This window comes from Ectobacillus polymachus (genome assembly GCF_048159605.1).
Taxonomy (GTDB): domain Bacteria; phylum Bacillota; class Bacilli; order Bacillales; family Bacillaceae_G; genus Ectobacillus; species Ectobacillus polymachus.
The window spans coordinates 1477666-1503484 of sequence record NZ_JBLREB010000001.1 but is presented as its reverse complement, the minus strand read 5'-3'; the positions used below and the strand labels follow the sequence as shown (position 1 = coordinate 1503484).

Sequence of the window (25819 nt, the reverse complement as noted above, 5' to 3'; positions counted from 1 at the left end):
GAAAGATTCTTCGCCCCCTTTTCTCTATACCAATCTTAATTTTTAAACAATGATTTAATAAAATCAATAAAGCTAGAAAAGACAGATTTAACTTGATCTAAAAAGCTTTGTCCTTGATCAGATTTTAGAAACGTTGATACTTGGTTTTTTGCATTGTTCAACTGATTGCCAACTTGATTCCAGTCAATATTTAAATTTTTCATTTTATCAAATAAAGAAACAAGGCTATTTAACTGGTCATCTGTAAGCTGAATTCCCATTTGATCTGCAATTTTCTTAATCAAAGTTCGTAAGTCATCTGTAGTTTGAGGCGGATTTTGTGCGATGGCTCCTTTGATATTATTCACAAGTTGCACCGCTTTGTCATTACCAATTTGATTTCCAAGGTTTGATGTAGTAACCATTTCTTGGTTTGCTACTTGTTTTACTCCTTCTGGTATTGCTTTGTTTGATGTTTTTTCGTAAGCTTTCATAATACCTGTTAATGCTGCTGTACCCGAAACGGAAAATGGTGCAGTTATATAGATGTTTGCGTCTTTTACCCCTGCCGTAATAAGTGCATTGGTGTACATGGCATCTGTAATACCCGAGATGTTATGGGTTTGAACGACAAGACCCGACCCAGCCTTCGTATATGTGATTTTTGACGAAGAGATGGCTCTTGTTCCAATCTGTGACTGTGGTACGTAACTGTCTAAATATTTATGCTCTTCTGCATTAGAAACAGTAATGATTTGTGCATCTTGTGGTGCTTTCATATCATTTAATACGGTTTGTTTCTGTTGGTCTGTTAAATTTTCACCCAATGTGATAATCGTTTCTCCCTCAGTTGTATCAGCATATGCCAAGGTTGGAATAAGCAATGTAAAGATGAGAAGAAACGCACTTAATTTCGTTTTCACGAAAATCGCTCCTTTACCTTTTCGAAAATTGTAGGGCAGTAAAGTCATTATAGTACATTTTTATGATTTGTCATCGGTTTTAAGTTGAATTTTATGAAAGATTCTCAGTTTGTCTTATTTTTTCACTGCACCTTATTTCCTTTTTCTATAATAATTATGTTATGATGAATCAGAATTAAGAATACTCCCTATGGCTTACAAAGAGTAGTATAGATGGAGCTTTTCTTACAATAAACGGGGATAATTGGAGGTACATACGAATATGAAAAAAGGCTATATATTAATGGAAAACGGTCAGAAAATTGAAATGGAATTTTTTCCAGGCGAAGCACCAGGAACTGTTGCGAACTTTGAAAAATTAGCTAATGATGGATTTTATAATGGCGTAACGTTCCATAGAGTTATTCCTGGATTTGTTAGCCAAGGAGGGGATCCAACAGGCACAGGAGCTGGTGGTCCTGGATACACGATTAAATGTGAAACAAAAGGCAATCCACATCGTCATGGTGCAGGAGCACTCTCTATGGCACATGCAGGAAGAGATACAGGCGGTAGCCAATTCTTCATCGTTCACGCACCACAACCTCATTTAGACGGTGTTCATACTGTGTTTGGACAGGTTACTAGTGGAATGGATACGGTTCTTGCCATGAAAAATGGGGATGTCATGAAAGAAGTTAAGGTTTGGGAAGAATAAGTTAATATTTAGCTAGGGATAAGGATGATAATGAATAATGGGTAGCAATTACCTGGTTTGTTATCATCTTTTTGCCCATGCTTTCTTTTTGTAGAATTTCATTATTTTTGAAAGCGATTACGTCCAGCCATTTCCTTTTTGATAAAGGAAAAAAATGTCGAATAAATAAGGATATCATTTCCTTTTGTTTTAGGCATACACGGAACATTTCTTTGCATAAAGAGTATATAATAAGATTGTGAGGTAATAAAGAAGCAAACAGCAACTTTTCACTGTTTGAAAATTGTTGTAGAATGAACGTATCACAGCTAGTAATTGTAATTACGTAATGCTAAAGGAGACAGATCTGTTTTATATGTAGTAACATTAAGTTGGAAAGCTTTTTCGATAAGAAGGGAAAATCTTTTATGTTGATTCGTTTCAAGAAAAATTACGAAAAAATTGCGATGGGTCTTCTTTCTTTTATGCCGACTGAAAAAGAAGTGAAAAAGTTGCAAGCAACTGTGAAAGAATATGAAACGAACGAGGATTGGCAGCTTTATTTATGGAAGGAAGATGAAGCTGTTCTCGGGATTATAGGAACTGTGAAAAAGGAAGATGGGGTCGTGCAAATTCAACATATTTGTGTAACGCCATCACATCGTCATGTAGGTATTGGTAAGAAAATGGTTAGCGAGATTCGGTCCATGATGCCTGGGGTTACCCTATCCGGAAATGAATTTACAAAACCGTTTTGTGAAAGTTGCAAAACGGATACCATTCACCATTAAAAGAAAGCAGAGATTACGATCTCTGCTTTCTTTTTTCTATTTGTTTGTAGCGTTCATTCATTACGTCAGTACGATCGCGAAGTGTATGTTTATTGATGAGTAAAGTATTTGTCATATCACTTTTGCTATTCCAGTTTAGACCTAGCTCCTTGCAGGTTTGTATACATGTGAACGCTAATGCAGAGTCAGCAATAGGTAAAGTAATACTTTCGTATGCTTTTCCTTCCTTCATTCGCAGAAGTTCATTATGAAGCAGAGTCAGAAGGTTTTCATAGTGTAATCCATATTGGGTAACCGTCTCATCTTGGCCCTCTAAAATAGAAATTGCGTGATTTAGTAAGCGAATCGCCCCATTCGTATTTTTTCTACGATAATGATACTGTGCTACTGCAATTTGTATGAGAGCTACCCAAAGAGAGAGCCTGTTTGAACCTTGTTTCCAATATTCCTCTCCTATTTCATGACATTCAAAATAATCTCGATCTGCATGGAAGTGAACTAAAAATTGTATGTAAGCATATGGGTACATGAAAAACGCTCCTTTTGTCCTCATTGTATCATGAACAAACTGTATTTGCCTTGTACTCTCTCCTACTATATATGAAGGTAGTTCCTCATCGGTGCAAACATGATATTATATAATATGGGTTATTGTGCGTATCTGTTTGTCTATTTAATAGAAAAAGGATTGGATAGACCTCAGTCATGCTCTATACTTATACTGATATATAAATGGTTGGTGGGATGTTACGTGCAATATAATATTAAAATTGATGCGTTTGAAGGTCCACTTGATTTACTGTTGCATTTAATTAATCGCTTTGAAATTGATATATATGATATTCCTGTCGCTGAAATTACAGAGCAATATGTTGGCTATATCCATGCGATGAAGGAGTTACAATTGGATGTGGCAAGCGAATATTTAGTCATGGCAGCGACACTCTTAGCAATTAAAAGTAAAATGCTTTTGCCAAAACAAGAAGAGGAGCTTTTAGAAGAAGAGGTATGGGAAGAAGATCCTCGTCAAGAGCTTATGGAACGGTTAATCGAGTATAAAAAATTTAAGCAGGCTGCAATAGAGCTAAAGGAAAGGGAGCGTGAAAGAGCTCTATTATACACAAGAGCTCCTGCTGATTTAAGCAGTTTTGTTCATACGGAAAGAGAAGAACGATTGCCGATGGATGTTACATTATATGATATGCTAGCGGCATTTCAAAAACTAATGCGTAGGAAAAAATTACAAAAACCTATTTCTACTACAGTATCGCGGCAAGAGATTCCTATTGAACAACGTATGGTAGAGATTGTACAGCGATTAGAAAGATTTAATGGCAGATGTAGCTTTTTTGATTTATTTCTTGAAGATAGCCGTGAATCAATTGTCGTTACTTTTCTTGCTATTTTAGAATTAATGAAAAAAAGGCTGCTTATTGCTGAACAAGAAAAGAATTTTGAAGAAATATATGTTTGTGTCCTAGAAGAGGGGAATGATAAAAATTGAATCAGAATGAACAAAAAGGAATTCTAGAAGGATTGCTGTTTGTTAGTGGTGAGGAAGGAATTTACCCAGATCAAATTTCACAAGTTTTAGGTATTAGAATAGATGAAGTTCGCTCCCTAATTGGACAATTGGTAGAAGATTATGCATCTGTGAATCGCGGATTTACTATTGTACAATTTGCAAATGCATATCGACTTACAACCAAACGTGAACATGCACATTATTATGAAAAGCTGATTCAAACGCCATCTTCTAATTCGCTTTCACAAGCTGCCCTCGAAACGTTAGCAATTGTTGCCTATCGTCAGCCGATTACGAGAACGGAAATTGAAGAAATTCGCGGTGTAAAAACAGAAAAGCCATTGCAAACGCTCGTATCTCATCTTCTAATAAAGGAAACGGGGAGAGCAGAAGGAACAGGCCGTCCTATTTTATATGGAACAACAAAGGAATTTTTAGACCTATTTGGTCTTAAATCCATAGATGAGCTTCCGCCTTTACCGGAAGATTCAGATATTGTAGAAGAAGCTGATTTATTTTTTGGAACGTTGAATGCTTTTTCAGGAGAGTAAGGGGCTTATTCAAAAGAGGTGATGTTTTCTTTTGGACAGCCTCTTTTTTGTATTGTGTAGTTCACAATACAAAAGCATAATGTTCCCTTTATACAGAGACTTTGCATAAGGAACGATGAAAGCAGGGAATAATTTAGATTTTATTGTACTTTCACAGAATTAGGAAATAACGGATATAATTTGTGCCTGTTTTCATAAAAATGCAATAAAATAGACACGAATCGATCATGTTCTACAATTTTTGATAAAAATCCACTTGCTTGCAAATAACTTATCCCATAAACTTAAAAGGTAAATACTATGGTAAAGTTTTAAGCTTAAAGTAAGTTTGTCATACTATATATGTTGTATGATTCATTTTTGTAAGCGTTATATTTTTTGCGGCCTATTTAAATGACTGTATTCAAACAAGAGTTTTTAAGTGGAGGTTTCCTGGTTATTGATAAGGATTCTCGATAATTGTTATGCTGTAGTATGTCATTTGACTAAGTATAAATACAATCAAGAGAAATGAAGCCTTCTTTATATGAAAAGAAGGCAAGTTTTTATGGTTGTAACAAGAGGAAATTATAGTGGAAGTGACCGGGTTTTATTTATCACTTTCACAGTATCGACTGCTTCACGAACATTTTTAACCACATAGTTGGCATATTTTTTTACTTCTTCATCAGCGCTTTCTACTGCAAAACTATAGGGAGTTAGTTCAAACATAGGTATGTCATTGTATGAATCGCCAACGCATGCGATTTCGTTTGGTTTTAATTGATGTTGCTTTATTAACTTTGTAAGTGCCGCTCCTTTATTTATATGTATCGGCACTACATCAAGACAATTTGAAGCAGAAAGAAAGGTACTGACATACCCTTTTAACGTATGTTGTAATGTGGTTTGAAGTTGGAGTAATTCTTCCGTTTTTCCCCCGATTGAAATTTTGTTAGGAAATATACTCTTACCGAGTTCGTGCATTAGATTGGGAATTTCAACCGAGGTCATAGCGGCTAGTTTTTCTAGCTGAAGAACCTCATGAGTTTTTCTTTCAATATAATAATGATGTTCATCACTTACATAGCGAATAAAACGTTTGCTTGTTGTCGTTTCAACTAATTTATGTAATATGGTGGGATCAAAGCTAGCTGAGAATAGCTGTTTATTTTCGCTTGTATAAATAAAAACACCATTTACGCTAATTCGGTGAAAACGAGAGCTTATTTTATTCATTAATGAAACAATTTCATTATCGAGTCGACCTGATGCAAAGCAAAGCATGATAGCATCTTGATCTAGAGATTGCAGTGAGGTTAAATCTTGTTGGTCAATGTATCCGCCAGACTGCATGAGAGTACCATCAATATCACTTACAAACATTTTAATCATGTATCTTCTCCTTTATTTTCCTATAAAACCGTGTCGGTATGGAACATAAGTATATTATAGAAGACCGCAGTTGCTCTGTCTAAAATATTACTATTATTTTATTGACTTTCAATCGATTTGTTATGTAACATAATATCACATTACGCTTCGTAAAAAGGGGGCAGGCGCATGTATGAACTAGAAATCAAAAAGATTTTAAACAATAACGTTATCATTGCTTCTCATCCTGAACATGAGGAAGTAGTTGTAATAGGAAAGGGAATTGGATTCGGTAAAAAGGTAGGCGATGTACTGCCAGAAGGTATTGTAGAAAAAATGTTTGTACTTACAAATGAGCGCGAGCGTGAACAGTACACAATGCTTGTTCCTCATGTAAGTGAACGGCTTATTGCAATTATGAATGATGTTATGTTGCTCATTCAAGATAAAATAGACGCCCCTCTGGATGAACACATTCACGTTGCTCTTACCGATCATATTGCATTTGCCATAAGACGTTTAAAGCAAGGTTTTGCTATTGATAATCCGTTTTTATTAGAAACGAAAGCATTGTATCCGAATGAATATGAAGTAGCTACTGAAGTTGTTGAATTAATAAATGAACATCTCCAAATCAACTTACCCGAAGGAGAAATTGGATTTATTGCTTTGCACATTTATAGCTCGGCTACGAATTCGGAATTTTCAACTGTTAATCAAAATTCTTTTCTTATTGCCTCTCTAGTGTCATTAATTGAGGAGCAATTAGCGTTGGAGTTAGATAAGGAAAGTATTCATTATTTACGACTCATACGTCATCTTCATTACGCTATTGAAAGGATTAAAAACGGAGAAAAAGTGGTCGAGCCGAAACGTTTTGCTGATATTTTAAAGGATGAATATCCTATTGCATACAATTTAGCTTGGAAACTAATTAAAGTGATGCAAAATAGATTACAGATGAACGTGTATGATGCTGAGATTGTGTACTTAACTATGCATTTGCAACGACTTGTTCAGAGTAAACGAGGTGTCTGAATTGTCGAAAAATGTCGAAAATGAAAACGCTAAAAAAAATGGTTGAATCGCTTTCATCTCTTATGTATAATAAAGGCATGGAAAGTTTTTCACTTTCGACAAACTTTGTATAACGACAAGCGAAACCGTTTGCCTAGTCGTACAAGTTGAATATTGCACTTGTTTACTCACGATTCGACACGTGTTACTGATTCGATCAGGCATGAGTGTTGGAGAGTTCAGAATGATAGCGAACAAAAGGGTTATACTACCATTTGATAGCTATTTTCTTGCGCTCTCCCACTCATGCCTTTTTGCATTTGTCGAAAGAAACAAAACGGCAAAAAGGAGGAAGATTCCAAATTTTCAAAAAAATATTTGGTGTTCTTCAAAAAGTTGGTAAAGCATTAATGCTTCCAGTTGCAATCTTACCTGCTGCAGGGCTTTTACTTGCTTTTGGTAATGCCTTTCAAAACCCGGCATTGACTCAGTATATTCCTGCTTTAAAGGCTGATTGGTTTACAATGGTAGCCAAAGTTATGGAACAATCAGGAAATATTGTTTTCACTAATCTTTCCGTATTATTTGCAGTTGGGGTAGCAGTTGGTTTAGCAGGAGGAGAAGGAGTTGCAGCACTCGCTGCATTAGTAGGTTTCCTTATCATGAATGAAACGATGAGTGTTGCATTAAATGTTGCAGCGAAAGTTTCCGTGCTAAGCGACAAAGGTCCGTTAAACATTGGATTTTCTGATCCAGCATATTCCTATGTTTTGGGTATTCCTACGTTACAAACAGGAGTTTTCGGCGGTATTATAGTCGGTTTACTGGCGGCATATTGTTATAATAAATACTTTAATATGGAATTGCCAGCATATTTAGGATTCTTTGCTGGTAAGCGCTTCGTTCCAATTGCAACTGCAGCATTTTCGGTCATTCTTGGCTTGGCAATGTGTATGATTTGGCCGCCAATCCAAAACGCATTAAATGCTTTCTCACATAACATGATCGATGCAAATCCAACACTTGCCGCATTCGTATTTGGTGTAGTTGAACGTTCGTTAATTCCATTTGGATTACACCACATTTGGTATGCTCCATTCTGGTTTGAATTTGGATCCTATACAGATAGCTTAGGTCACGTTGTTCATGGTGACCAACAAATCTTCTTTGCTCAAATTAAAGATGGTGCACCATTAACAGCTGGTACATTTATGACAGGTAAATTCCCATTCATGATGTTTGGTCTTCCAGCAGCAGCACTTGCTATGTATCACGAAGCACGTCCTGAAAATAAAGTATATGCTGCAGGTATCCTTGGTTCTGCTGCATTAACATCATTCTTAACAGGTATTACAGAACCTATCGAATTTTCATTCTTATTCGTAGCACCAGCATTGTTCGGACTACATGCTATCTTTGCAGGTCTTTCTTTCATGACAATGCAGCTTCTAAACGTAAAAATTGGCATGACGTTCTCTGGTGGTTTGATTGACTTCTTGCTATTCGGTGTTTTACCTGGCCGTACTGCATGGTGGTGGGTAATTATCGTAGGTTTAGCATTCGCGGTAATTTACTACTTTGGATTCCGCTTCTGTATTCGTAAATGGAATCTTAAAACACCAGGTCGTGAAGATCCTGAAGAACAATTTGATTCTGGAGCAGTTTCCGAAGCAGGTGAACTTCCTCGTGAAATTCTTGCTGCACTTGGTGGTACACAAAACATCGCTTCTTTAGATGCTTGTATTACTCGCTTACGTGTACAAGTTAACGAACAAAGTCAAGTTGATAAAGATCGTTTGAAAAAATTAGGTGCTGCTGGGGTACTTGAAGTAGGTAATAACATTCAAGCAATTTTTGGACCTAAGTCAGATATTTTGAAAACACAAATTAAAGATATTATGATGGGCCGAGTGCCTCAAGCTGCGAAAGTAGAGGCCCCAGCTAAGAAGGCGACTATAACAAATGCTGCAGAAGAAATTATTGTTCCTATGGAAGGGAAGCTACTTCCAATTACAGAAGTACCAGATCAAGTGTTCTCAGGAAAAATGATGGGAGATGGCTTTGCAATCGAGCTAACTGAAGGTACAGTTGTTTCTCCTGTCAACGGTGAAATTGTAAATGTATTCCCTACAAAGCATGCACTTTGTATTTTTTCTGAAGGTGGAAAAGAAATTCTAATCCATATCGGTATTGATACAGTTAAATTAAGTGGTGAAGGACTTGAACTCCTTGTTGCTCAAGGTGATAAAGTAACACAAGGTCAACCACTATTAAAAGTAGATATTGATTATGTGAAAGATAATGCGCCTTCCATCATTTCACCAGTTGTGTTCACAAACTTACAAGAAGGACAACATATTGTTCTTAATAAGCAAGGAAATGTTACAAAAGGTGAAAAAGGTGCAGTAACACTTAAGTAATGCCTTAAAATGTTCAAAATTAATAATAGGTGATGCAGTTGACCCTACGTCACCTTTTATATACAATGTCTAGGTGTAGCTTTAAAGCATTTACACTAAACAAATGATTTATAAAGGAGACTATAATAATGGAAAAAATATTTAAAGTAACAAGTGACTCTGGAATTCATGCTCGTCCAGCAACTCTTTTAGTAAATACAGCTAGTAAATTTAATTCTGAAATCAACTTAGCTTATGCTGGCAAAACGGTAAATTTAAAATCTATTATGGGTGTTATGTCTTTAGGTATTCAAGAAGGTGCAGAAATTAAAATTACTGCCAATGGTGACGATGCGGGTCAAGCGCTAGCAGCAATTGAAGAAACATTGAAAAAAGAAGGATTAGGCGAATAATGACCTTAACAATTAAAGGGATTGCCGCATCAAGCGGGATTGCTATTGCAAAGGCATTTCGCTTAGAAAATCCTGATCTTACTATTGAAAAACGAATGATTACTGACGTTGACAGTGAAATTGCTCGCTTAGATGCTGCGCTTGCACAATCGAAGGAAGAACTTTCTTTGATTAAAGATGTTGCATTTAAAGAATTAGGAGCTGATAAAGCTGCTATTTTTGAAGCACATTTACTTGTACTTAATGATCCTGAACTTGTAAATCCAGTAAAGGATAAAATTACAAATGAATCTGTTAATGCAGAGTACGCAATGAACGAAGTTGCTACCATGTTTGTAAGTCTATTTGAAGGAATGGACAATGAGTATATGAAAGAACGTGCTGCTGATATTCGTGATGTAACAAAGCGTGTACTTGCTCATATACTAGGTGTTCAATTTTCAAACCCAAGTACAATTTCTGAAGAAGTTATTGTTATTGCAGATGATTTAACACCATCAGACACTGCTCAACTTAACCGTAAGTATGCATTAGGATTCACTACTAATATCGGTGGACGTACATCTCACTCTGCGATTATGGCCCGTTCCCTAGAAATTCCTGCAGTTGTTGGTTCAAAAGTTGTAATGGAAAGTATTCAGAATGGCGACATAGTTATCGTAGATGGTTTAGATGGAGAGGTTATCGTCAATCCTTCTGAAGAAGTTCTTCGTTCTTACCAAGAAAAGAAACAGAAATTCGAAGAACAAAAAGCAATTTGGGCACAATTAAAGGACGAGCCTACATTTACAAGTGATAATCATCAAGTTGAACTTGTTGCCAATATTGGAACGCCAAAAGATGTAGCAGGCGTATTAAATAATGGTGGAGAAGGCGTAGGCTTATATCGTACAGAGTTTTTATATATGGGACGCGATTCTTTTCCAACTGAAGAGGAACAATTTGATGCTTATAAAACAGTATTAGAAAATATGAAAGGAAAGCCTGTTGTTGTTCGTACCCTTGATATCGGTGGGGATAAGGAACTTTCATATTTAGAAATGCCGAAAGAAATGAACCCATTTTTAGGGTATCGTGCTATTCGACTTTGCTTAGAGCAACAAGATATTTTCCGTACACAACTTCGCGCATTACTTCGTGCTAGCGTATATGGAAACTTGAAAATTATGTTCCCAATGATTGCAACATTAGATGAATTTCGTTCTGCGAAAAGCGTTCTATTAGAAGAAAAAGCAAAGCTTGTTGCTAGCGGTATTGCTGTATCTGAAGCAATTGAAGTTGGTATGATGGTGGAAATCCCAGCATCTGCAGTTTTAGCTGATCAATTTGCCAAAGAAGTTGATTTCTTCTCCATTGGAACGAATGATTTAATCCAGTATACAATGGCAGCAGACCGTATGAATGAACGTGTATCTTACTTGTATCAACCATATAATCCATCTATTTTGCGCCTTGTAAAAATGGTTATTGATGCAGCGCATAAAGAAGGAAAATGGGCTGGTATGTGTGGAGAAATGGCAGGAGATTCTATTGCGATTCCTCTATTAATCGGACTTGGATTAGACGAATTCAGTATGAGTGCAACATCTGTTTTACCTGCACGGACACAAATTCGTAACCTTTCAAAGACAGCAATGGAAGAACTTGCAACAAAAGCACTGACTATGTCTACAGCTAGTGAAGTTGTAGAACTTGTGAAATCCATTTCATAAATAAAAAGCTAGCTATTATAGCTAGCTTTTTTGTTCTAGTATCCTCGTTTTCTTTCAAATGGCTTTTCAACATTCCTACTACATATTTGAAATCAGCTTGACATTTTGTGCCCTTTCTAATATGATTCGTTCATAAGTTTAAGCGAATGAAAGGATGAATTTATGTGGCGCAAAATGCAATTGAAACATTTCGAGCGTGTATTCCTCTTTTTCAAGCGTTAAGCGATCCTGCACGTCAAGATATTATTTTGCTACTTGCAGAACGGAACGCTCTCACAGTAAATGAAATTACCGAACATGCAACATTATCACGACCAGCTATCTCACACCATTTAAAAATATTACGCGACAATCATCTCGTTTCCATTAAACAGAGAGGAACTCAGCGTTACTACTCTCTGGAAATAGAAGAATCAGTTATGATATTAAAGCAATTAATTACCACGGTTGAAGAAACATGTATTTAATTTTGCCTATCCAATTTATATGATGATGGCAACGATATCTTTAACATTTAGGCGTAATAATCCGGAGCGTGGAATAGAACCGCCAGAAAATAATGCAATGTGACCAGACATTCCTTCATAAGTAATCATATTAAAAGGCTTATATAAATCTCGTATCAACAATTGTGTAATAACGGTTCCGGGAGATAATTCATGTAGCAAATCGTCTTGCTTATGTTCTATTTCATCATACATATCATACTTATCAATGTATCTGTTAACCCAAAACATTGTCAATCCCCTCCCGTTATTCAATATATTCATCACGGAACTGTCTGACTACGCCTCGGAATAATAGTACAAGATAAAGAGACATCTCTTTACAGATGTCTCTTTATCTTTGCTTCGTTTTATAATATACGATGAAATAAACCGGAATTGCCAAGAGAAACGGAAAAAGCGAATGGAGAATTCGGTCTATGATTCCATTTGGGTTTATAGACTCTTTTGCTAATTGTAGTATAGAAATATTGAAAACGTCCCCTGTTAAGTAAAGAAGCAAAACGGTTACGAGATAGCAGAGTACCGCTACAAAGCTTCCATGTACTTTCAAATCTACTCCTCCATATATCTATAGTTTGTAAATATTGTAGCATAGGTGTAACAAAAATACATTATAAATCATGGAACGGTTTTAATTCTTTAAAAATGCCTTTTTTATAAAAGGTAGGATATTGACACAAACGTTTGATCATGAGAGGTCATAGGATAGATAGATAAATGAAGACTTGTATTACGAATAGGGCATGCAAAGAGGAACCGATACAAGGGCGATGGAATCCTATTCATATGAAAGAAGTTCCGAACGAGCATAAAGTGAGGGACAGGCGTGTGAGAAATATATTACATTTTTTATCAGACAACACTATTTTTCAACAGGTATTGCATGAATTACAACTAAATATACTGTATATCAGTAAAATGGATAAACAGCAGGCAGGTATGAAAAGTAAATGCGTGTTTTATACTCATGATCTAGAAGAAGGATGGAATATCGTCCAGAAAGCGCGTCCTCAAATCATTATCGTGCATTTACCTATGGATGAAGCTTTCCTATTTATAAGTAAGATAAAATGGGAATCTAAGCGATTCATTGTTATTTGTGAGGAAGAGGATGGAGCTGCACTAACGAAATTAATCTCCTTAGGCGTCCGCTTTTTCGCTATGCCTCCTGTTACAACGGAACACATCATACAGCTTATTCAAGAAAGTATATTTGAGCTTTCTTTACAAGCAGAAGTGAATAAGTTAAAGGATATGATGCGTCCTATTGTTGAGTTTCAAGGAGACTTAATTTTTTCACTAAAAAATGACGAATTGATCGACTGTAATACAAATTTTTTACAATTTATAGATTGGGATTATGAGTATGAGTACCATGAATTGCATGATATACTTTTCAATCTGTTTGTCCAGGAACCAGGTTATTATTATCCCAAAAAAAGAAATCAATGGATTAAAGATAGTACACAATGTCCTCGGAAAATAAAAATGAAAAATAAGCAAGGACTTGAAAAGGTATTTCTAGTTCGGGCTAGCTTGTTACAAGATGAAGCTTCTCATTATGTAGTCATATGTACAGATATGACACGTTTTGATGAATATGAAAATGAAAACGAACAAATCATTGGAATCGATGCTTTAACGAATCACTACACTCGTTATAAATTTGAAGCTTTGCTAGTAAACTATTGGGCATATATGGCGGAAACGAATTCAATCTGTTCTATTGTATTATTAGATGTCGATCACTTACCTGAAATATATAAGAAATATGGGCAAGATATTGGCGATTTAGTAATAGCACAACTTGGAGATTTAATTGCTTTACATGTTGAAAACAAACATATGGTAGCAAGATGGGATACAGGTACATTTATTATTATGTTTGCAGATCTTTCTTGGAAAGAGGCGTTTATTCGTGCAGAGAAACTTCGATTTTTTATCGAGACGAAAAAGTTTACAAATCAGATAAAAATTACAGCTAGTTGTGGTGCAGCAATGTACGAAGACGGGATGGCAAGGGATCAACTGTTACAAAGAACTACCGAAGCCTTGATGGAAGCACAAGAGAAGGGAAGCAACCAAATAATCGTATATAGAAAAGAGTAAGTCATAGATCCGCAACCGACATGGTTGCGATTTTTTTTAGAAAGCATCTGGTAATGGAAACAGAGCATGGGAAAAGTTTGCTATACTATTATAAATGTATGAAAAGATTAAGGAATATATAAAAAGGGAGGAATGAAATAATGAATGAAGCTTCAAGGGGTGTCATTGGATTTATCGGAACAGGAGTAATGGGAAAAAGTATGGTACGTCATTTACAAAAAGGCGGCTATTCCGTACACATATATAATCGTACGAAAGCAAAAGCTATGGATTTACTAGAAGAGGGAGCTATTTGGGAAGAAAGACCACGAAAAATTGCCGAAAAGGCACAAATTGTAATGACAATGGTCGGCTATCCTTATGATGTAGAGGAAATATATTTCGGGGAACAAGGACTTTTAGAGAATGCTAAGAAAGGCACTACTTTTATTGACTTTACTACTTCGACTCCTACTCTAGCAAAGCGTATTTATGAAGAAGCGAAAAAGAAAGATATGTATAGTTTAGATGCACCCGTATCTGGGGGAGATATAGGGGCTAAAGAAGCCAAGCTTGCAATTATGGTTGGCGGCGATGAAAATGTGTTTCAAGACTGTCTTCCCATCTTGCAATTGTTAGGTACGAATATTATTTTACAGGGACCAGCAGGCAGTGGTCAGCATACAAAAATGTGCAATCAAATAGCAATTGCCTCTAATATGATTGGGGTATGTGAAGCAATAGCTTATGCAAAAAAATCAGGACTTGATCCAAAGAAAGTGCTTGAAAGCATTGCAACAGGTGCAGCTGGCAGCTGGTCTCTAAGCAATTTAGCTCCTCGTATGATTGCATCCAACTATGACCCGGGCTTCTTTATTAAGCATTTTATTAAAGATATGAAAATTGCACTAGAAGAAGCAGAAGCGATGGAATTAGAAACACCTGGTTTATCTTTAGCAAAGGAAATGTACGAGGAATTAGCAAAACAAGGGGAAGAAAATAGCGGGACCCAGGCGCTAATTAAACGATACATAAAAGCATAACAGAAGTGCACAATGAAAAAAGTCCTTTGCTTAGAAAGGACTTTTTTCATTTGATACGTTAAAGCTAGTTGGAAAACAATAAGAAAGGAATAATTGAAATGAAGAAAGAGGGATTCGATTTTTTTGTTTGGTGGTTTTAGGAAGGAATGAAATAGTGTCCAGCTTATCTTTACATTCGTAGCTAGAATAATTAGGCTTTGCCATCTTATCTTTCGTAGGAGCTTTGAATGGTATCCACATCTGCAATTACTTTAATTTCAGCTCTTACCTTATTTTTCATAATGAAAAATGTGAACAGCAACGAAACGGGGATGGCTAAATAATAGCCGAAAATAACAGCGCTTACAACAGAAGTTATGAAACCGAACATTCCTAGTTCTAATTTTTCTCTTATTGCTCCTATTGTCGCAGGGACTATGCCACAAATCATGCCAATAATTATCGCACTGATTAAATAAAACATGGAATCATCTCCTTTTTGTAGAAGCCTAAAAAAAGAAAATCTGGAATAAAATAACTTATCTAATTCTATTATACACAAAAGTTTCAAAAATGTTCATAAAAAGTTCACAATTTTGTACCTTTTTGTTCAAAAAAATTAAAGGAGTTTCTTTGAGCAAAATTCCTTCACACAAATGAGGGAGTTCTATTAATTTTGTTTCGTGAAAGGTAGATGTATAGGTCTAAAATAAAAAAACCTCTCGGAGGTGAGAGGTTTCAATAGCAGTATTTGAATACACGGGAGATACCCATTAAATTTGTATCCTATTATTCTTATTTCAACAAAGGTTATTTGAAAAGATGTAAAGTATCGATTCGTCTAACAGCTTCACGTAGGCGTTCTTTACTATGAAGCAGACCTACCCGAACAAATCCTTCACCGTGTTCTCCAAATCCTATACCAGGAGCAACGGCAACATGTGCTTTTTCTAGCAACATGTCTGCAAAACTTTGGGAAGTATACCCTTCAGGGACGGGAAGCCATGCAAAGAATGAGCCTTCCGGTGCTGTAACATTCCAACCTATTTCATGACAAGCTGTTATGAATGTTTCTTTGCGTGATGTATACATGGCTACTAACTCTTTGACGGACTTCTGTTCATGAAGCAAGGCTTGCTTAGCTGCTTCTTGTATGGCACCGAAAACACTGACATACATATGATCCTGGAGTAATTGTATAGCTTCAATGACGTTTGCATTACCTACCGCAAAGGCAATACGCCAGCCAGCCATATTAAATGTTTTGGACATCGTATATATTTCAATACCGATATCCTTTGCACCTTCTGTTTGTAAGAAGCTTAATGGCTTTTGTTTAAATCCAATGGCACCATAAGCAAAATCATGGCAAACAAGAATATGATGCTGTTTTGCAAAAGCAACGGTTTCTTTAAAAAAGTTATTTGTGGCAATGGCTCCAGTTGGATTATTCGGATAATTTAAAAACATAAGCTTTGCTCTTTTAGCTATTTGTGATGATATAGCTTTGTAATCCGGTAAGTAATGGTTGCTTGCCAAAAGTGGCATCATTTCCATTTTTGCCTTTGCTAACGCGACACCTGACCAGTAATCTGGATAACCTGGATCAGGAACCAGAATGGTGTCACCAGGTTCTGTAAAGCATAGAGGCAGTTCTACGAGTCCGGTTTTACCTCCGAAAAGAACGGCAATTTCTGTCTCTGGGTTTAGTGAAACATCATATTCTCTTTCGTAAAATAAGGCAACGGCTTCTTTTAAAGAAGAATGACCACGAAAGGGTGGATATTTATGATGAAGTGGGTCATTAGCAGCCAATTGTAATGCTTGTACAATAGAGGGAGGTGTAGGTTGGTCCGGATTACCTTGTCCAAGATTAATTACATCATGCCCTTGTGCGATAATCGTATTAACTTTCTGAACGAGTGAGGCAAAAAACTGCGTAGGTAATGTTGTTAATGATTGCGAAGGTTTGAAATATTCCATTCTTTGCACCTCTTCTAAAAATTGTTACAATTCTAGTGACCAATAATATATCCTTATTAATTGTTTGTAAAGTATATTTTCATAAAGGGGGAGACAACATTGAAGGTTGCCTGTTTACAACTTGATATTTGTTTTGGGAATATTGAAGCCAATGTACAATATGTAGAAAAAGAATTACAACATGCTATGGAGGAACGTCCGGACGTTGTGTTATTACCAGAATTATGGACAACTGCCTATGATTTAGAGCGTCTAGATGTTCTTGCAGACGAAGATGGGATTTCTTCTCGCAGGTTGTTAAGTAGATGGGCGCAAAGCTTTGAAGTGAATATTATTGGCGGCAGCATTGCGAAGAAAGTGGGAGATTCTGTCACGAATACGATGTACGTGTTTAATAAAAAAGGTGAACTAGTTAGTGAATATAGTAAAGTACATCTATTTCAACTTATGAATGAACAAAAATTCTTTTCGGCAGGTATGGGAAAAGGAAGCTTTACTTTGGATTCCATTCCATGTGCAGGACTCATTTGTTATGATATCCGATTTCCAGAGTGGATACGTACACATACTGCTGAAGGTGCAGAAGTATTATTTATCGTGGCTGAATGGCCGCTATCGCGACTCGCACATTGGCGTACGTTACTTCAAGCTAGGGCTATTGAAAATCAATGCTTTGTCGTTGCATGTAACCGTAGCGGAAGTGATCCTAGCACAACCTATGCAGGACATTCGATGGTAATAGATCCATGGGGGGATATTTTGGCTGAAGCAGGAGAAGAGGCGGAAAATTTGATTGTAACATTCGACGTAGCGAAAATAACTCGAGTACGTAATAAAATTCCTGTATTCTTAGATCGCAGACCCGAGTTATATAAGTAAGGAATATCTAGCTTTTATTATAAGGACAAGAGACCCTTGCAAATCAGAGTTATCGTATCAAGGGTCTCTGATATAGGAATTATTTTTTTCCTCTATTGAAAAGTGATACGACAACATACCCAACAAAGCCAGTAAACAATAAGAATAAAAGAAATTTAATTGCAATACCTGTTAAGCTTAAAAGGATTTTTAAAAGAAAGATGGCGCATATTCCTATAACGATATAATATAGTGCTTTCATAATTTCACTCCCTCTATTTATGCAACCCTGTTATACCTCTACTATAGCATTTTGAACTTTCAAAATGGATGCTGCGTATAAAAAAGTATGAAACAATACAACTTCTTTTTCTACATTCCCATTTTCTACGTAACGGCTATATTTTATAAGTGAGAGGAAGGAGGGAGACAAGTGGAACAATGGGTGCCGTTAATTGCTAATGTAGGATTTCCAATTGTCGTTACACTTTATTTATTGCATAGAGTTGAAACGAAATTGGATGCAGTTGTGTTAGCGATTGAAAAGCTTTCGCAACATTTTAATCAAAAATTAGAACCATAATGGGCAATGACTATAAAGCATCGCTCCCATTCTAACTTCTCCATGTAGAGTATAGCATGGGGCTTTGCAGTGCTATACGTCTTTGCTTCTCTGTTATCAAATGCTGGAGTTGTTTTGTATGTTCTAAGCGAGGAATGACGGGGTACATTAAATTTCTTGGATTCGAATGATGCGGAGAGCCGGTATAAGAATGAGGATCCTCATTGGTTAGCTCTCCGTTTTTTCTTCGTGTAAGTAAGATATGTCCAATTTCGTGCGGGACAGTTAACAGGTTAGAGGAAGAAGCAGCAGTGTTCGTTACAAGGATAAAACCTTTCCAATGTGAGCCAGTAATCTCTGTGTAGGCACAGCCAATTACATGTTGTTCTGTAAAGTAGTTACCATTAACATAGATGATATATAAATTGGCATCGGGCGAAGACATTTTACAATATTCTAGTAATCGATATACTTTCTTTTGTTGCTTAAAAGGAATTTTATAGCTGATTTCGCGATCATGAAAGGCAAAGGATTGATCTAGCGTGAGAATTGATTTTATACGAAATGAGATGGGATGCCAAATGTCATGAGATAGTAATATGTCCTGTCGAATTCGATCATTCCCTGCTTGTGCACCTGGTGCAATACTAATACATACATTTAAATAGGCCATATTTGACACCTCGATATAGGATTACAGCATTATATGTACAGGTTACCCTGGTTGCTTGTACGAATCGAAGTTTCTTTTTTTCTTGTCATATGTTCAATGAAAAAAACCACCTATAGGGTGGCTTTCTGAATAGGAAAGTGCTGACAGGATTTTAAATAAAGGTTCGTAATGTGCGAATGTCATTTTTCGTGTGAGTCGCTTCAGGAGATGGATAGGCGTTTGATAATAGTGGAGGCAACTCCGATTCGGTTTTTCCTAATAAACTATTAAGATTATGGAGCATATGCTTGAATTGTTCATCTGAAATGACACGGCTCGTATGCCAATAGCATGCCATTGTATAGGCAATTGAACTCATATCTACTTGAATGTCTATGTTTACATTAGAATTTCCACTATTTGAAATATTGGCGTAGTTACTACGCATCCTTCATCCCTCCTTCTGGCAAGACAAGAGCTATTTTTATAGTCTTTTAAATCGTTTCATTTCCTTTAATCTTATTAGAATTATTTGATAAATTGTTAATTGCAGTTTTATTCAATTCTCTGCTTACATCTAATAAGGGTTGTAGCATATTAAGTAGCATTTGTGCACTAACACTAGGATCTTGACTATTTTCGTTTGCTGGTGTTGCTGTTGGGTCTGCATTTAACGTTACACTTGAATTTCCACTGTTTGTTATTGTGGCAGCATTTGTATGAGTCCCTACTTCTCCACTTAACACATTATCTGGAATACCTGCTGCATCTGAAGCAGTTTGGTTTGTATTTGGATGATATAAATTACGTAAGCGATTAATTGACACGGTACCCTCTCCTTTTTCTTCTCTCATAGAGTGTTTACAGGATACTGTATGCGAGAAAATGGAGAAAAGCATGGACAAATATACTAGGACAAACGTTTATTTTTGTACGGGCACGACAATTTCATAGTTTTGTATTGGAAATATTTTCTCTTCGTTCAATAAACGTTCGATTTTGAAACTGGAATCTCTTCCCTTTCGTTGTATAGTGAATGTAGAAGGGGGATGAAGGTATGTATACATTAAAGGTACTATCAAATCGAGAAGCGGTTTATCAATTAGCAAGCTATATTCGTTCTGTAAAGGGAGTAGAAAATGTGTATGTAGAGGTAGGAACACATATACCCGAACAAAATACAGCTAAATTTTCACTGCACTTTGCTATCGAAACTGAATATGTACAGCCTGCACTCCAAGAAATCGCTCGGCTTGTAAAATTGTCACGCTTTACATATGTTCAGTATCATGATAATGAGATGGAAGAGGCATTTGAGACCGTGAAATTTGAAGGTAGTGAAGTTTAAGTTTGCTCTAATATAATTTCTGAATAACATTGAAAAGGCTCTCAGAATAGTGAGAGCCTTTTTTGCGTGTTAAGGATGCAGTTTTTTATAACGGAAGTAGGAGTATATTATTGGTACAACTACACTTACTATTATTGCGATACTAAATAAAATGATTTTGTATGGTATAGGAACAAATGCCGCAATCATAAGTAACAGTCCGCCAATAATAAACATTTTTCCGCCAAAACGATTGGTATCCTTCCATACAGCTTCATCTTGTAGTGCCCAAGGTGTACGAATGCCAATGAAAAAATTGGATTCAATCCGCTGGGTATAATTTCCGATAATGATAAACAATACTCCTATTATAAACGGAATGAACATGCTGATATTTACATTAATACCCATACCTGCTGCTATGGTCATGCCATGTATAATAAGTAAAAAAGTTAGAATGCTATTGATAATGATATAGTAGGAATCTTTAAACCGTTTGTAATTGTCCTTTCGTGGATCAATTTTCGGGAGTAGAATAAGTAACAAATAAACAATAATAATAACAATAGGAAATATGATAACACTTTCTAGCTTACTGCCATATCGATCAACTGTCCCATTGATATTCCAATGGACTGGAACACGATCAGGCAGGTATAAATATCCAAAAATACTACATCCAATCCCAATTATTGCGATCAAAAGAGCATATAAGTGATTTTTCATTGTTCTTCCCCTTATTTCTTATTTTTAGTAGAAATGCTCCAATCCCCATTTCATTATATTTTATCATGCAATGGTGAATAATAAATAAAATTACGATGTTCATCAGCTGTGTCAGATCAGATGGCGTTTTGAATGGTTAATTTATACACTAATTTGAATAAATAGATAATCGTCTTACTATACAAATTATATATGGAATCATAGTGAATATATCAATGATTTTTCTAGATAGGGTGAAAATTTAGTGAAATCAATCTAAAAATGTAATAGTTATGTATAATGATGTATATCTAGGGTTGCATAGCGGAGGGTACGATGAACATCGTTAGATTGGACAGAAAGGTAGAATAAACGAATGAAATTAAGAATGAATTCACCAGCCATCATCATGAATCGAGTAGGCGCAACGTTACTGGATATGTTTATTATTTCACTTGTTTATGGAGTCATTGTGGCAATTTTGACAGGAAATTATAAGGATATTTTTGCACGCTTTGGCGTAAGCACTGGCGATTATCGTTTTGATTTGATAATTGTCTGTATACTCATGTTCCTCTATTTTATACTACTACCATTGTTTTGGAATGGATTGACGGTAGGAAAAAAAGTAACAAGATTGCGAATTGTTAAAATGAATGGAGAACGTCTTGATTTTGTCACACTATTTGTGCGTTTGCTCGTAATAATCGTACCAAGTGTATTTCTGCTTGGAATACCGGTCATCATTAGTGCATACATGATAATGTTTCGCGAAGACGCTCGCGGGTATCATGATTTAATAGCTAGAACAAGAGTGAAAAGTTCGTTGTAAGAGGCTTTTTTGTTTCATACATACGTTACATATAGAAGTTTTACTCAGGGAAGCCTCTTTTATAGGAGCTTCTATTTTATTTTTTAAATACACTGTAAAGTTCCGCCTTTTCATTAGGGGGTTAGGGACATAAAAGTAAATGGTCATAACAGCAAGTACAAAAGGGTAACAATGTATAAATATAGTCAAGAAATACATATAAATAACAATATTTTTATAGTTTTCTGAAAATTTTATGAAAATTTGATCGCATTCTTGTTATAATAGTGTATATATAGGACTGGCATCTCCTATATGAGTACCCTCCATGGAAAGGCACGCATCGGTAGGCGTGCCTTCTTTTTATTTCGCACTATGCAATTGGGAGAAATAGCAAATACTATTAGTGACTCTTTCTGATTTTTTGTGAATTGTATAATGTACCAATATGATACATGATGATACAGTCCAGCAAAATAGTAGACAGGCTATTGGAATATGAATCTTACTATCTATACGGCCAATCAATCGTAGCTAACTAATGAAATAGGGAAACGATTCCTTAACTCTTGCTCATGTTGTAACAGAAGGAGTATACTGTACAATGGGAAGACTACTAAAAGGGGCAGTGAAGATGAAGTTAGCGGGTAAAGTAGCGATAGTAACAGGCGGAGGGATTGGCATTGGCCGAAAAACAGCCTTACTGCTAGCAAAAGAAGGTGCAAAAGTAGTGGTGACTGATATAGATGAAAGAAATGGTCAAGCTACTGTTGACGAAATCCTAAATTTTCATGGTGAAGCTATTTTTGTTACTCACAATGTAAACGACGAAGAAGGATGGAATCGAGTCGTAAAGGAAGTGCTTCAAGCTTATAGACGCATTGATATGCTGTTTAATAATGCAGGATTGTATCAAATTCAATGTAATGATCAATATGAAGAGCAATGGATTACTACAATAACCAATACAATCAAGGATATTTACAGAAAAGGTAAATCCGTAGGTACTTCCGTTATGACACAATCTAGCAAAAGCAATAGGGGAAACGTAGAAATCCCTACATTCGGTATGATGGGGTTTTCTGGTTCTTTATCTGCGACGAATACATCTTTATAGAAATGTGTAAAAGTTGGAGATATCAATTATCTAATTGTGTAATTCGTACAAACCGTCAGTGGAGATCAAATTCACTGACGGCACTTTCCTTAGTTATTCTACCTTCTCATCACTGTGGCTTTATTATATACGCAAAAAAGTAAACGCTAACATTTTTTTAACAAAACAAAAGAGAGGTTAACCTCTCTTTTGTTTTGTTAAAAATTGCTCTATACGGTCACAGGCTTCCTTTAATTCCTCCATACTATATGCATAGGATATGCGTAAATAGCCTTCGCCATATTGTGAAAATGCATTACCAGGAACGATGGCAACCCGAGCTTCTTTGACGAGCTGTAAGGCAAAGTCGAATGAAGTTTTTCCGAATTGTCCTATGTATGGAAATAAATAAAAAGCACCAGTAGGAAGCTCTACGTGTAATCCCATATTCGTAAGACGATTATATACATAATCTCGTCTTTTTTTGTATTGGTTTCGCATCATTAGTGGTGCATCTTTGGCAACGGTAAGTGCTTCCGTTGCAGCGTATTGAGAGATAGATGAGGCGCACGATACATTATACTGATGAACTTTAATGATTTGTTTCGTCAAATACCGTGGTGCAAATAGGAAGCCGATTCGCCATCCTGTCATTGCATGTGATTTTGATAATCCGTTTATGACAATTGTTTTATTCCGCATATTCGGAAATTGAACAATTGATTCATGATTTTTATCATATACGAGCTCACTGTATATTTCATCTGATAGTACAAAAATATCCTTGTCTTGTAGTACAGTAGCAATCTGTTCTAATTCGTTATGGTTTAAAGTAGCGCCAGTCGGATTAGACGGATAGGGTAACACAACGCAACGAGTTCTTTCGGTTATAGCTGCTTCCAATGCTTCTTTTGTTAGTTTAAAGTTTGTTTCACGCACATCTACTAGAACTGGTTTGGCACCGCATAATCGTATAATGGGTTCATATCCTGGATAAATAGGAGCTGGGAGTATTACTTCCGTACCAGGCTCTAATATTGTACGAAATGCAATATCAATTGCCTCGCTTGCTCCGATGGTAACAATTACTTCGTCATAAGGATCATATTCTTGTTGGTAGCGTTCTTTAACAAATTTACATGCAGCTTTACGCGTTTCTAGCAGACCTGCATTTGGGGTGTAACCGGTAATGTTTTCTGTAATAGCTCTTTTTCCCGCTTCCTTTACGAGAGAAGGAGTGGGAAAATCAGGCTGTCCAATTGTTAACGAAACGAGGTCATCGTACTCTTGAATCATATTAAAAAATTGGCGTATTCCGGAAATTTGAATGTCTTTTACAAGTGGATTTAACAAATGTTCCATACTGATTCTTCCTTTCTTTAGAACAAATATGTAGTTCATTTTACCATACTATGGTGTGTTTTGGTTTTATTATCAGATGCTAAGTGGAACGAAATAAAGTCTATATAATCTTTCCTTTTGAGTATAAATTTAGAAAAATTTAATTTTTTTACAAAAAATACCTATGATAATGCTATAATAACTCAAATAAGGTGTAGGGAGTGGAATAGCTTGGAGCAAGTTCGTGATTTGCTGATACAAATGGCCAGTATCATTTTACCGCTTTTTATCTATGAAATGATTCGACTCAATCGATACTATGTAATAGCTCCCAATCCCGGTCGCTATTTTCCATCTATATTGTTTTCGGTTATCGTAATGCTGAGTATGTCGTATCCAGTAAATGTAGGGGATGGGATTGAATATTCGTTTCATGATATTCCAATTATTGCAGCCTTTTTATATTATGGGTCACTCGGTATTTTCCCAGCAGTTATTTCCGTTTTGTACGGTATTATTTTGAACGGGCCAAATGGCTTTTTCACCGATTTCCTCGAAACAGCGTTTCTATCAGCCATCTCTTTTTTTCTATCAAAGTATTGGAAAGTGTTTAGTACAAATAAAAAAATAGTAATCTCATTTTTTCTTGCTTCTTTCTACGCACTCATTCATATATTCGTTAATGTATGGCAATTAAATATCGAGATAGGATCTTTACCTAATAAAGCCCATTTGTATGCATTTTTCCTCGTAGCAGCTGTAACGATGGCTATAACGATGACGTTCCATGTGTACGTAACAGAGTACTTAAATGATAATGCAATGCTTCGCATCGAAATGATAAAATCGGAAAAATTAAATATCATTAGTGAGCTAGCAGCATCTGTTGCCCATGAAGTGAGAAATCCGTTAACAGTCGTACGAGGGTTTCTTCAGCTTTTAGAAGGTTCGGAAGTGAATAAAAATAAAGAGTATATGCAGCTCGTTCTTACAGAATTAGATCGAGCAGAAGGAATTATATCCGATTATTTAAATTTGGCACGACCACAAATTGAAGAGAAAAAACCTATTTTATTATCATCTCAACTTATGGAGATGACTACACTTATGTCAACATTTGCAACGATGAACGGTGTCATTTTACAAGTAGAAATTGAAGAAAACTTATATACAATAGGCGATAAAGCTAAGTTAAAACAAGCGATTATGAACATTGTAAAGAATGGTATCGAATCGATTCAACAAAAGAATGGATACTTAAAAATAAATGCTTATAAGCAGGAGAATGAAATTATTATTTTAGTCAAGGACAGCGGTGTAGGAATGTCAAAGGAACAGCTTGCACGGCTAGGTCAGCCTTATTATTCGTTAAAGGAAAAAGGTACAGGATTAGGTCTAATGGTAACATTTCGTATTATTCAATCTCATAATGGAAAAATCTTATACACAAGTGAGATTGGGAAAGGTACGGAAGCTATGATTAGCCTTCCTTCATGGAATAAAGAAATGTAAAAGGGGCCCACCTA

29 protein-coding genes are annotated in these 25819 nt (G+C 36.0%); 17 read left to right on the top strand and 12 right to left on the bottom strand.

The features are described 5' to 3' along the window. Positions 1-35: 35 nt before the first annotated feature. The gene (locus ACM5BR_RS07685) at positions 36-902 is read right to left on the bottom strand and encodes a DUF1002 domain-containing protein (RefSeq protein WP_416827079.1); all 867 of its coding nucleotides are present in this window, start codon (positions 900-902) and stop codon (positions 36-38) included. A 262-nt stretch (positions 903-1164) separates the two neighbouring features. Here ACM5BR_RS07685 and ACM5BR_RS07680 point away from each other — a divergent pair, with 262 nt between their 5' ends. Together ACM5BR_RS07680 and ACM5BR_RS07675 are read left to right on the top strand one after the other, a co-directional pair. Then, positions 1165-1599, top strand: coding sequence for a peptidylprolyl isomerase (locus tag ACM5BR_RS07680; protein ID WP_416827077.1), 435 nt, complete (start codon positions 1165-1167; stop codon positions 1597-1599). A 407-nt stretch (positions 1600-2006) separates the two neighbouring features. Beyond that, the gene (locus tag ACM5BR_RS07675; protein ID WP_416827076.1) at positions 2007-2369 is read left to right on the top strand and encodes a GNAT family N-acetyltransferase; all 363 of its coding nucleotides are present in this window, start codon (positions 2007-2009) and stop codon (positions 2367-2369) included. Between the two features lie 13 nt (positions 2370-2382). On the opposite strand, the gene ACM5BR_RS07670 is transcribed toward ACM5BR_RS07675, so the two are convergent. Further along, the gene (locus ACM5BR_RS07670; protein ID WP_416827074.1) at positions 2383-2898 is read right to left on the bottom strand and encodes a DUF309 domain-containing protein; all 516 of its coding nucleotides are present in this window, start codon (positions 2896-2898) and stop codon (positions 2383-2385) included. 222 nt (positions 2899-3120) lie between these two features. Here ACM5BR_RS07670 and ACM5BR_RS07665 point away from each other — a divergent pair, with 222 nt between their 5' ends. Both ACM5BR_RS07665 and scpB read left to right on the top strand, forming a co-directional pair. Next, positions 3121-3873 (top strand): segregation/condensation protein A, encoded by a 753-nt coding sequence (locus ACM5BR_RS07665; RefSeq protein WP_416827073.1) that lies wholly within the window; start codon positions 3121-3123, stop codon positions 3871-3873. Beyond that, entirely contained in the window at positions 3870-4445 is a 576-nt protein-coding gene (scpB, locus tag ACM5BR_RS07660; protein WP_416827071.1) for an SMC-Scp complex subunit ScpB, read from the top strand. Before ACM5BR_RS07665 ends, scpB begins: the two co-directional genes overlap by 4 nt. A gap of 567 nt (positions 4446-5012) precedes the next feature. On the opposite strand, the gene ACM5BR_RS07655 is transcribed toward scpB, so the two are convergent. Continuing rightward, entirely contained in the window at positions 5013-5819 is an 807-nt protein-coding gene (locus ACM5BR_RS07655) for a Cof-type HAD-IIB family hydrolase (protein ID WP_416827070.1), read from the bottom strand. Between the two features lie 168 nt (positions 5820-5987). Between ACM5BR_RS07655 and glcT the strand changes: the two genes are divergently transcribed. The 5 genes from glcT to ACM5BR_RS07630 all read left to right on the top strand — a co-directional run bounded on the left by glcT (position 5988) and on the right by ACM5BR_RS07630 (position 11806). Next, positions 5988-6836, top strand: coding sequence for a glucose PTS transporter transcription antiterminator GlcT (gene glcT / locus ACM5BR_RS07650; protein WP_416827069.1), 849 nt, complete (start codon positions 5988-5990; stop codon positions 6834-6836). A 341-nt stretch (positions 6837-7177) separates the two neighbouring features. Further along, entirely contained in the window at positions 7178-9235 is a 2058-nt protein-coding gene (gene ptsG, locus ACM5BR_RS07645) for a glucose-specific PTS transporter subunit IIBC (protein ID WP_416827867.1), read from the top strand. A gap of 128 nt (positions 9236-9363) precedes the next feature. Next, positions 9364-9627, top strand: coding sequence for a phosphocarrier protein HPr (locus ACM5BR_RS07640; protein WP_416827068.1), 264 nt, complete (start codon positions 9364-9366; stop codon positions 9625-9627). Further along, positions 9627-11339 (top strand): phosphoenolpyruvate--protein phosphotransferase, encoded by a 1713-nt coding sequence (gene ptsP / locus ACM5BR_RS07635; RefSeq protein WP_416827066.1) that lies wholly within the window; start codon positions 9627-9629, stop codon positions 11337-11339. Before ACM5BR_RS07640 ends, ptsP begins: the two co-directional genes overlap by 1 nt. A 164-nt stretch (positions 11340-11503) precedes the next feature. After that, the gene (locus tag ACM5BR_RS07630; protein WP_416827065.1) at positions 11504-11806 is read left to right on the top strand and encodes an ArsR/SmtB family transcription factor; all 303 of its coding nucleotides are present in this window, start codon (positions 11504-11506) and stop codon (positions 11804-11806) included. A 15-nt stretch (positions 11807-11821) separates the two neighbouring features. On the opposite strand, the gene ACM5BR_RS07625 is transcribed toward ACM5BR_RS07630, so the two are convergent. Both ACM5BR_RS07625 and ACM5BR_RS07620 read right to left on the bottom strand, forming a co-directional pair. Continuing rightward, the gene (locus ACM5BR_RS07625; RefSeq protein WP_416827064.1) at positions 11822-12076 is read right to left on the bottom strand and encodes a hypothetical protein; all 255 of its coding nucleotides are present in this window, start codon (positions 12074-12076) and stop codon (positions 11822-11824) included. 103 nt (positions 12077-12179) lie between these two features. Beyond that, a complete protein-coding gene (locus ACM5BR_RS07620) occupies positions 12180-12398 on the bottom strand; it encodes a hypothetical protein (protein WP_416827062.1) in 219 nt (72 codons plus the stop codon). Positions 12399-12676: 278 nt separating this feature from the next. Between ACM5BR_RS07620 and ACM5BR_RS07615 the strand changes: the two genes are divergently transcribed. Continuing rightward, positions 12677-13957, top strand: coding sequence for a GGDEF domain-containing protein (locus tag ACM5BR_RS07615; RefSeq protein WP_416827061.1), 1281 nt, complete (start codon positions 12677-12679; stop codon positions 13955-13957). Between the two features lie 140 nt (positions 13958-14097). Next, on the top strand, positions 14098-14979 hold the full coding sequence (locus tag ACM5BR_RS07610; protein ID WP_416827060.1) for an NAD(P)-dependent oxidoreductase: 882 nt from the start codon (positions 14098-14100) through the stop codon (positions 14977-14979). 205 nt (positions 14980-15184) lie between these two features. Here ACM5BR_RS07610 and ACM5BR_RS07605 read toward each other — a convergent pair whose 3' ends face one another. Both ACM5BR_RS07605 and ACM5BR_RS07600 read right to left on the bottom strand, forming a co-directional pair. Continuing rightward, on the bottom strand, positions 15185-15442 hold the full coding sequence (locus ACM5BR_RS07605) for a hypothetical protein (RefSeq protein WP_416827059.1): 258 nt from the start codon (positions 15440-15442) through the stop codon (positions 15185-15187). A gap of 326 nt (positions 15443-15768) precedes the next feature. After that, entirely contained in the window at positions 15769-16941 is a 1173-nt protein-coding gene (locus ACM5BR_RS07600) for a pyridoxal phosphate-dependent aminotransferase (RefSeq protein WP_416827058.1), read from the bottom strand. 99 nt (positions 16942-17040) lie between these two features. Here ACM5BR_RS07600 and ACM5BR_RS07595 point away from each other — a divergent pair, with 99 nt between their 5' ends. Next, positions 17041-17820 carry a carbon-nitrogen family hydrolase gene (locus ACM5BR_RS07595; protein WP_416827057.1) on the top strand — a complete coding sequence of 260 codons (780 nt, stop codon included), beginning with the start codon at positions 17041-17043 and terminating at the stop codon, positions 17818-17820. Positions 17821-18232: 412 nt separating this feature from the next. Then, complete coding sequence (locus ACM5BR_RS07590) at positions 18233-18382, top strand: YvrJ family protein (protein WP_416827056.1); 150 nt, start codon at positions 18233-18235, stop codon at positions 18380-18382. Between the two features lie 31 nt (positions 18383-18413). On the opposite strand, the gene ACM5BR_RS07585 is transcribed toward ACM5BR_RS07590, so the two are convergent. The 3 genes from ACM5BR_RS07585 to ACM5BR_RS07575 form a co-directional block, all read right to left on the bottom strand. Further along, positions 18414-19034, bottom strand: a complete 621-nt coding sequence (locus tag ACM5BR_RS07585) for a DUF955 domain-containing protein (protein WP_416827055.1) — start codon at positions 19032-19034, stop codon at positions 18414-18416. A gap of 151 nt (positions 19035-19185) precedes the next feature. Further along, the gene (locus ACM5BR_RS07580; protein ID WP_416827054.1) at positions 19186-19461 is read right to left on the bottom strand and encodes a hypothetical protein; all 276 of its coding nucleotides are present in this window, start codon (positions 19459-19461) and stop codon (positions 19186-19188) included. A gap of 46 nt (positions 19462-19507) precedes the next feature. Then, positions 19508-19840 (bottom strand): hypothetical protein, encoded by a 333-nt coding sequence (locus tag ACM5BR_RS07575; protein ID WP_416827053.1) that lies wholly within the window; start codon positions 19838-19840, stop codon positions 19508-19510. 230 nt (positions 19841-20070) lie between these two features. Between ACM5BR_RS07575 and ACM5BR_RS07570 the strand changes: the two genes are divergently transcribed. Then, positions 20071-20361, top strand: coding sequence for a DUF3928 family protein (locus ACM5BR_RS07570; protein ID WP_416827052.1), 291 nt, complete (start codon positions 20071-20073; stop codon positions 20359-20361). A gap of 69 nt (positions 20362-20430) precedes the next feature. Here the strand turns inward: ACM5BR_RS07570 and ACM5BR_RS07565 are convergent, their stop codons facing one another. Beyond that, on the bottom strand, positions 20431-21066 hold the full coding sequence (locus ACM5BR_RS07565; RefSeq protein WP_416827051.1) for an SdpI family protein: 636 nt from the start codon (positions 21064-21066) through the stop codon (positions 20431-20433). Positions 21067-21421: 355 nt separating this feature from the next. Here ACM5BR_RS07565 and ACM5BR_RS07560 point away from each other — a divergent pair, with 355 nt between their 5' ends. Together ACM5BR_RS07560 and ACM5BR_RS07555 are read left to right on the top strand one after the other, a co-directional pair. Continuing rightward, positions 21422-21877, top strand: a complete 456-nt coding sequence (locus ACM5BR_RS07560) for an RDD family protein (RefSeq protein WP_416827050.1) — start codon at positions 21422-21424, stop codon at positions 21875-21877. Positions 21878-22460: 583 nt separating this feature from the next. Then, entirely contained in the window at positions 22461-22973 is a 513-nt protein-coding gene (locus ACM5BR_RS07555) for an SDR family NAD(P)-dependent oxidoreductase (protein ID WP_416827049.1), read from the top strand. Between the two features lie 177 nt (positions 22974-23150). On the opposite strand, the gene ACM5BR_RS07550 is transcribed toward ACM5BR_RS07555, so the two are convergent. Further along, entirely contained in the window at positions 23151-24314 is a 1164-nt protein-coding gene (locus ACM5BR_RS07550) for an aminotransferase A (RefSeq protein WP_416827048.1), read from the bottom strand. A 210-nt stretch (positions 24315-24524) separates the two neighbouring features. Here ACM5BR_RS07550 and ACM5BR_RS07545 point away from each other — a divergent pair, with 210 nt between their 5' ends. Beyond that, positions 24525-25805, top strand: a complete 1281-nt coding sequence (locus ACM5BR_RS07545) for an ATP-binding protein (protein ID WP_416827047.1) — start codon at positions 24525-24527, stop codon at positions 25803-25805. Positions 25806-25819: the final 14 nt, after the last annotated feature.

What these genes read in the sequence shown, in the direction of transcription:
- ACM5BR_RS07610 (WP_416827060.1), top strand. Translation starts at nt 14,098, where the DNA reads ATGAATGAAGCTTCAAGGGGTGTCATTGGATTTATCGGAACAGGAGTA.
- ACM5BR_RS07580 (WP_416827054.1), bottom strand. Translation starts at nt 19,461, where the DNA reads ATGCGTAGTAACTACGCCAATATTTCAAATAGTGGAAATTCTAATGTA.
- ACM5BR_RS07675 (WP_416827076.1), top strand. Translation starts at nt 2,007, where the DNA reads ATGTTGATTCGTTTCAAGAAAAATTACGAAAAAATTGCGATGGGTCTT.
- ACM5BR_RS07625 (WP_416827064.1), bottom strand. Translation starts at nt 12,076, where the DNA reads ATGTTTTGGGTTAACAGATACATTGATAAGTATGATATGTATGATGAA.
- ACM5BR_RS07560 (WP_416827050.1), top strand. Translation starts at nt 21,422, where the DNA reads ATGAAATTAAGAATGAATTCACCAGCCATCATCATGAATCGAGTAGGC.
- ACM5BR_RS07550 (WP_416827048.1), bottom strand. Translation starts at nt 24,314, where the DNA reads ATGGAACATTTGTTAAATCCACTTGTAAAAGACATTCAAATTTCCGGA.
- ACM5BR_RS07605 (WP_416827059.1), bottom strand. Translation starts at nt 15,442, where the DNA reads ATGTTTTATTTAATCAGTGCGATAATTATTGGCATGATTTGTGGCATA.
- ACM5BR_RS07640 (WP_416827068.1), top strand. Translation starts at nt 9,364, where the DNA reads ATGGAAAAAATATTTAAAGTAACAAGTGACTCTGGAATTCATGCTCGT.
- ACM5BR_RS07570 (WP_416827052.1), top strand. Translation starts at nt 20,071, where the DNA reads ATGTATACATTAAAGGTACTATCAAATCGAGAAGCGGTTTATCAATTA.
- ptsP (WP_416827066.1), top strand. Translation starts at nt 9,627, where the DNA reads ATGACCTTAACAATTAAAGGGATTGCCGCATCAAGCGGGATTGCTATT.
- ACM5BR_RS07565 (WP_416827051.1), bottom strand. Translation starts at nt 21,066, where the DNA reads ATGAAAAATCACTTATATGCTCTTTTGATCGCAATAATTGGGATTGGA.
- ACM5BR_RS07600 (WP_416827058.1), bottom strand. Translation starts at nt 16,941, where the DNA reads ATGGAATATTTCAAACCTTCGCAATCATTAACAACATTACCTACGCAG.
- ACM5BR_RS07555 (WP_416827049.1), top strand. Translation starts at nt 22,461, where the DNA reads ATGGGAAGACTACTAAAAGGGGCAGTGAAGATGAAGTTAGCGGGTAAA.
- ACM5BR_RS07670 (WP_416827074.1), bottom strand. Translation starts at nt 2,898, where the DNA reads ATGTACCCATATGCTTACATACAATTTTTAGTTCACTTCCATGCAGAT.
- ACM5BR_RS07680 (WP_416827077.1), top strand. Translation starts at nt 1,165, where the DNA reads ATGAAAAAAGGCTATATATTAATGGAAAACGGTCAGAAAATTGAAATG.
- ACM5BR_RS07585 (WP_416827055.1), bottom strand. Translation starts at nt 19,034, where the DNA reads ATGGCCTATTTAAATGTATGTATTAGTATTGCACCAGGTGCACAAGCA.
- glcT (WP_416827069.1), top strand. Translation starts at nt 5,988, where the DNA reads ATGTATGAACTAGAAATCAAAAAGATTTTAAACAATAACGTTATCATT.
- ACM5BR_RS07655 (WP_416827070.1), bottom strand. Translation starts at nt 5,819, where the DNA reads ATGATTAAAATGTTTGTAAGTGATATTGATGGTACTCTCATGCAGTCT.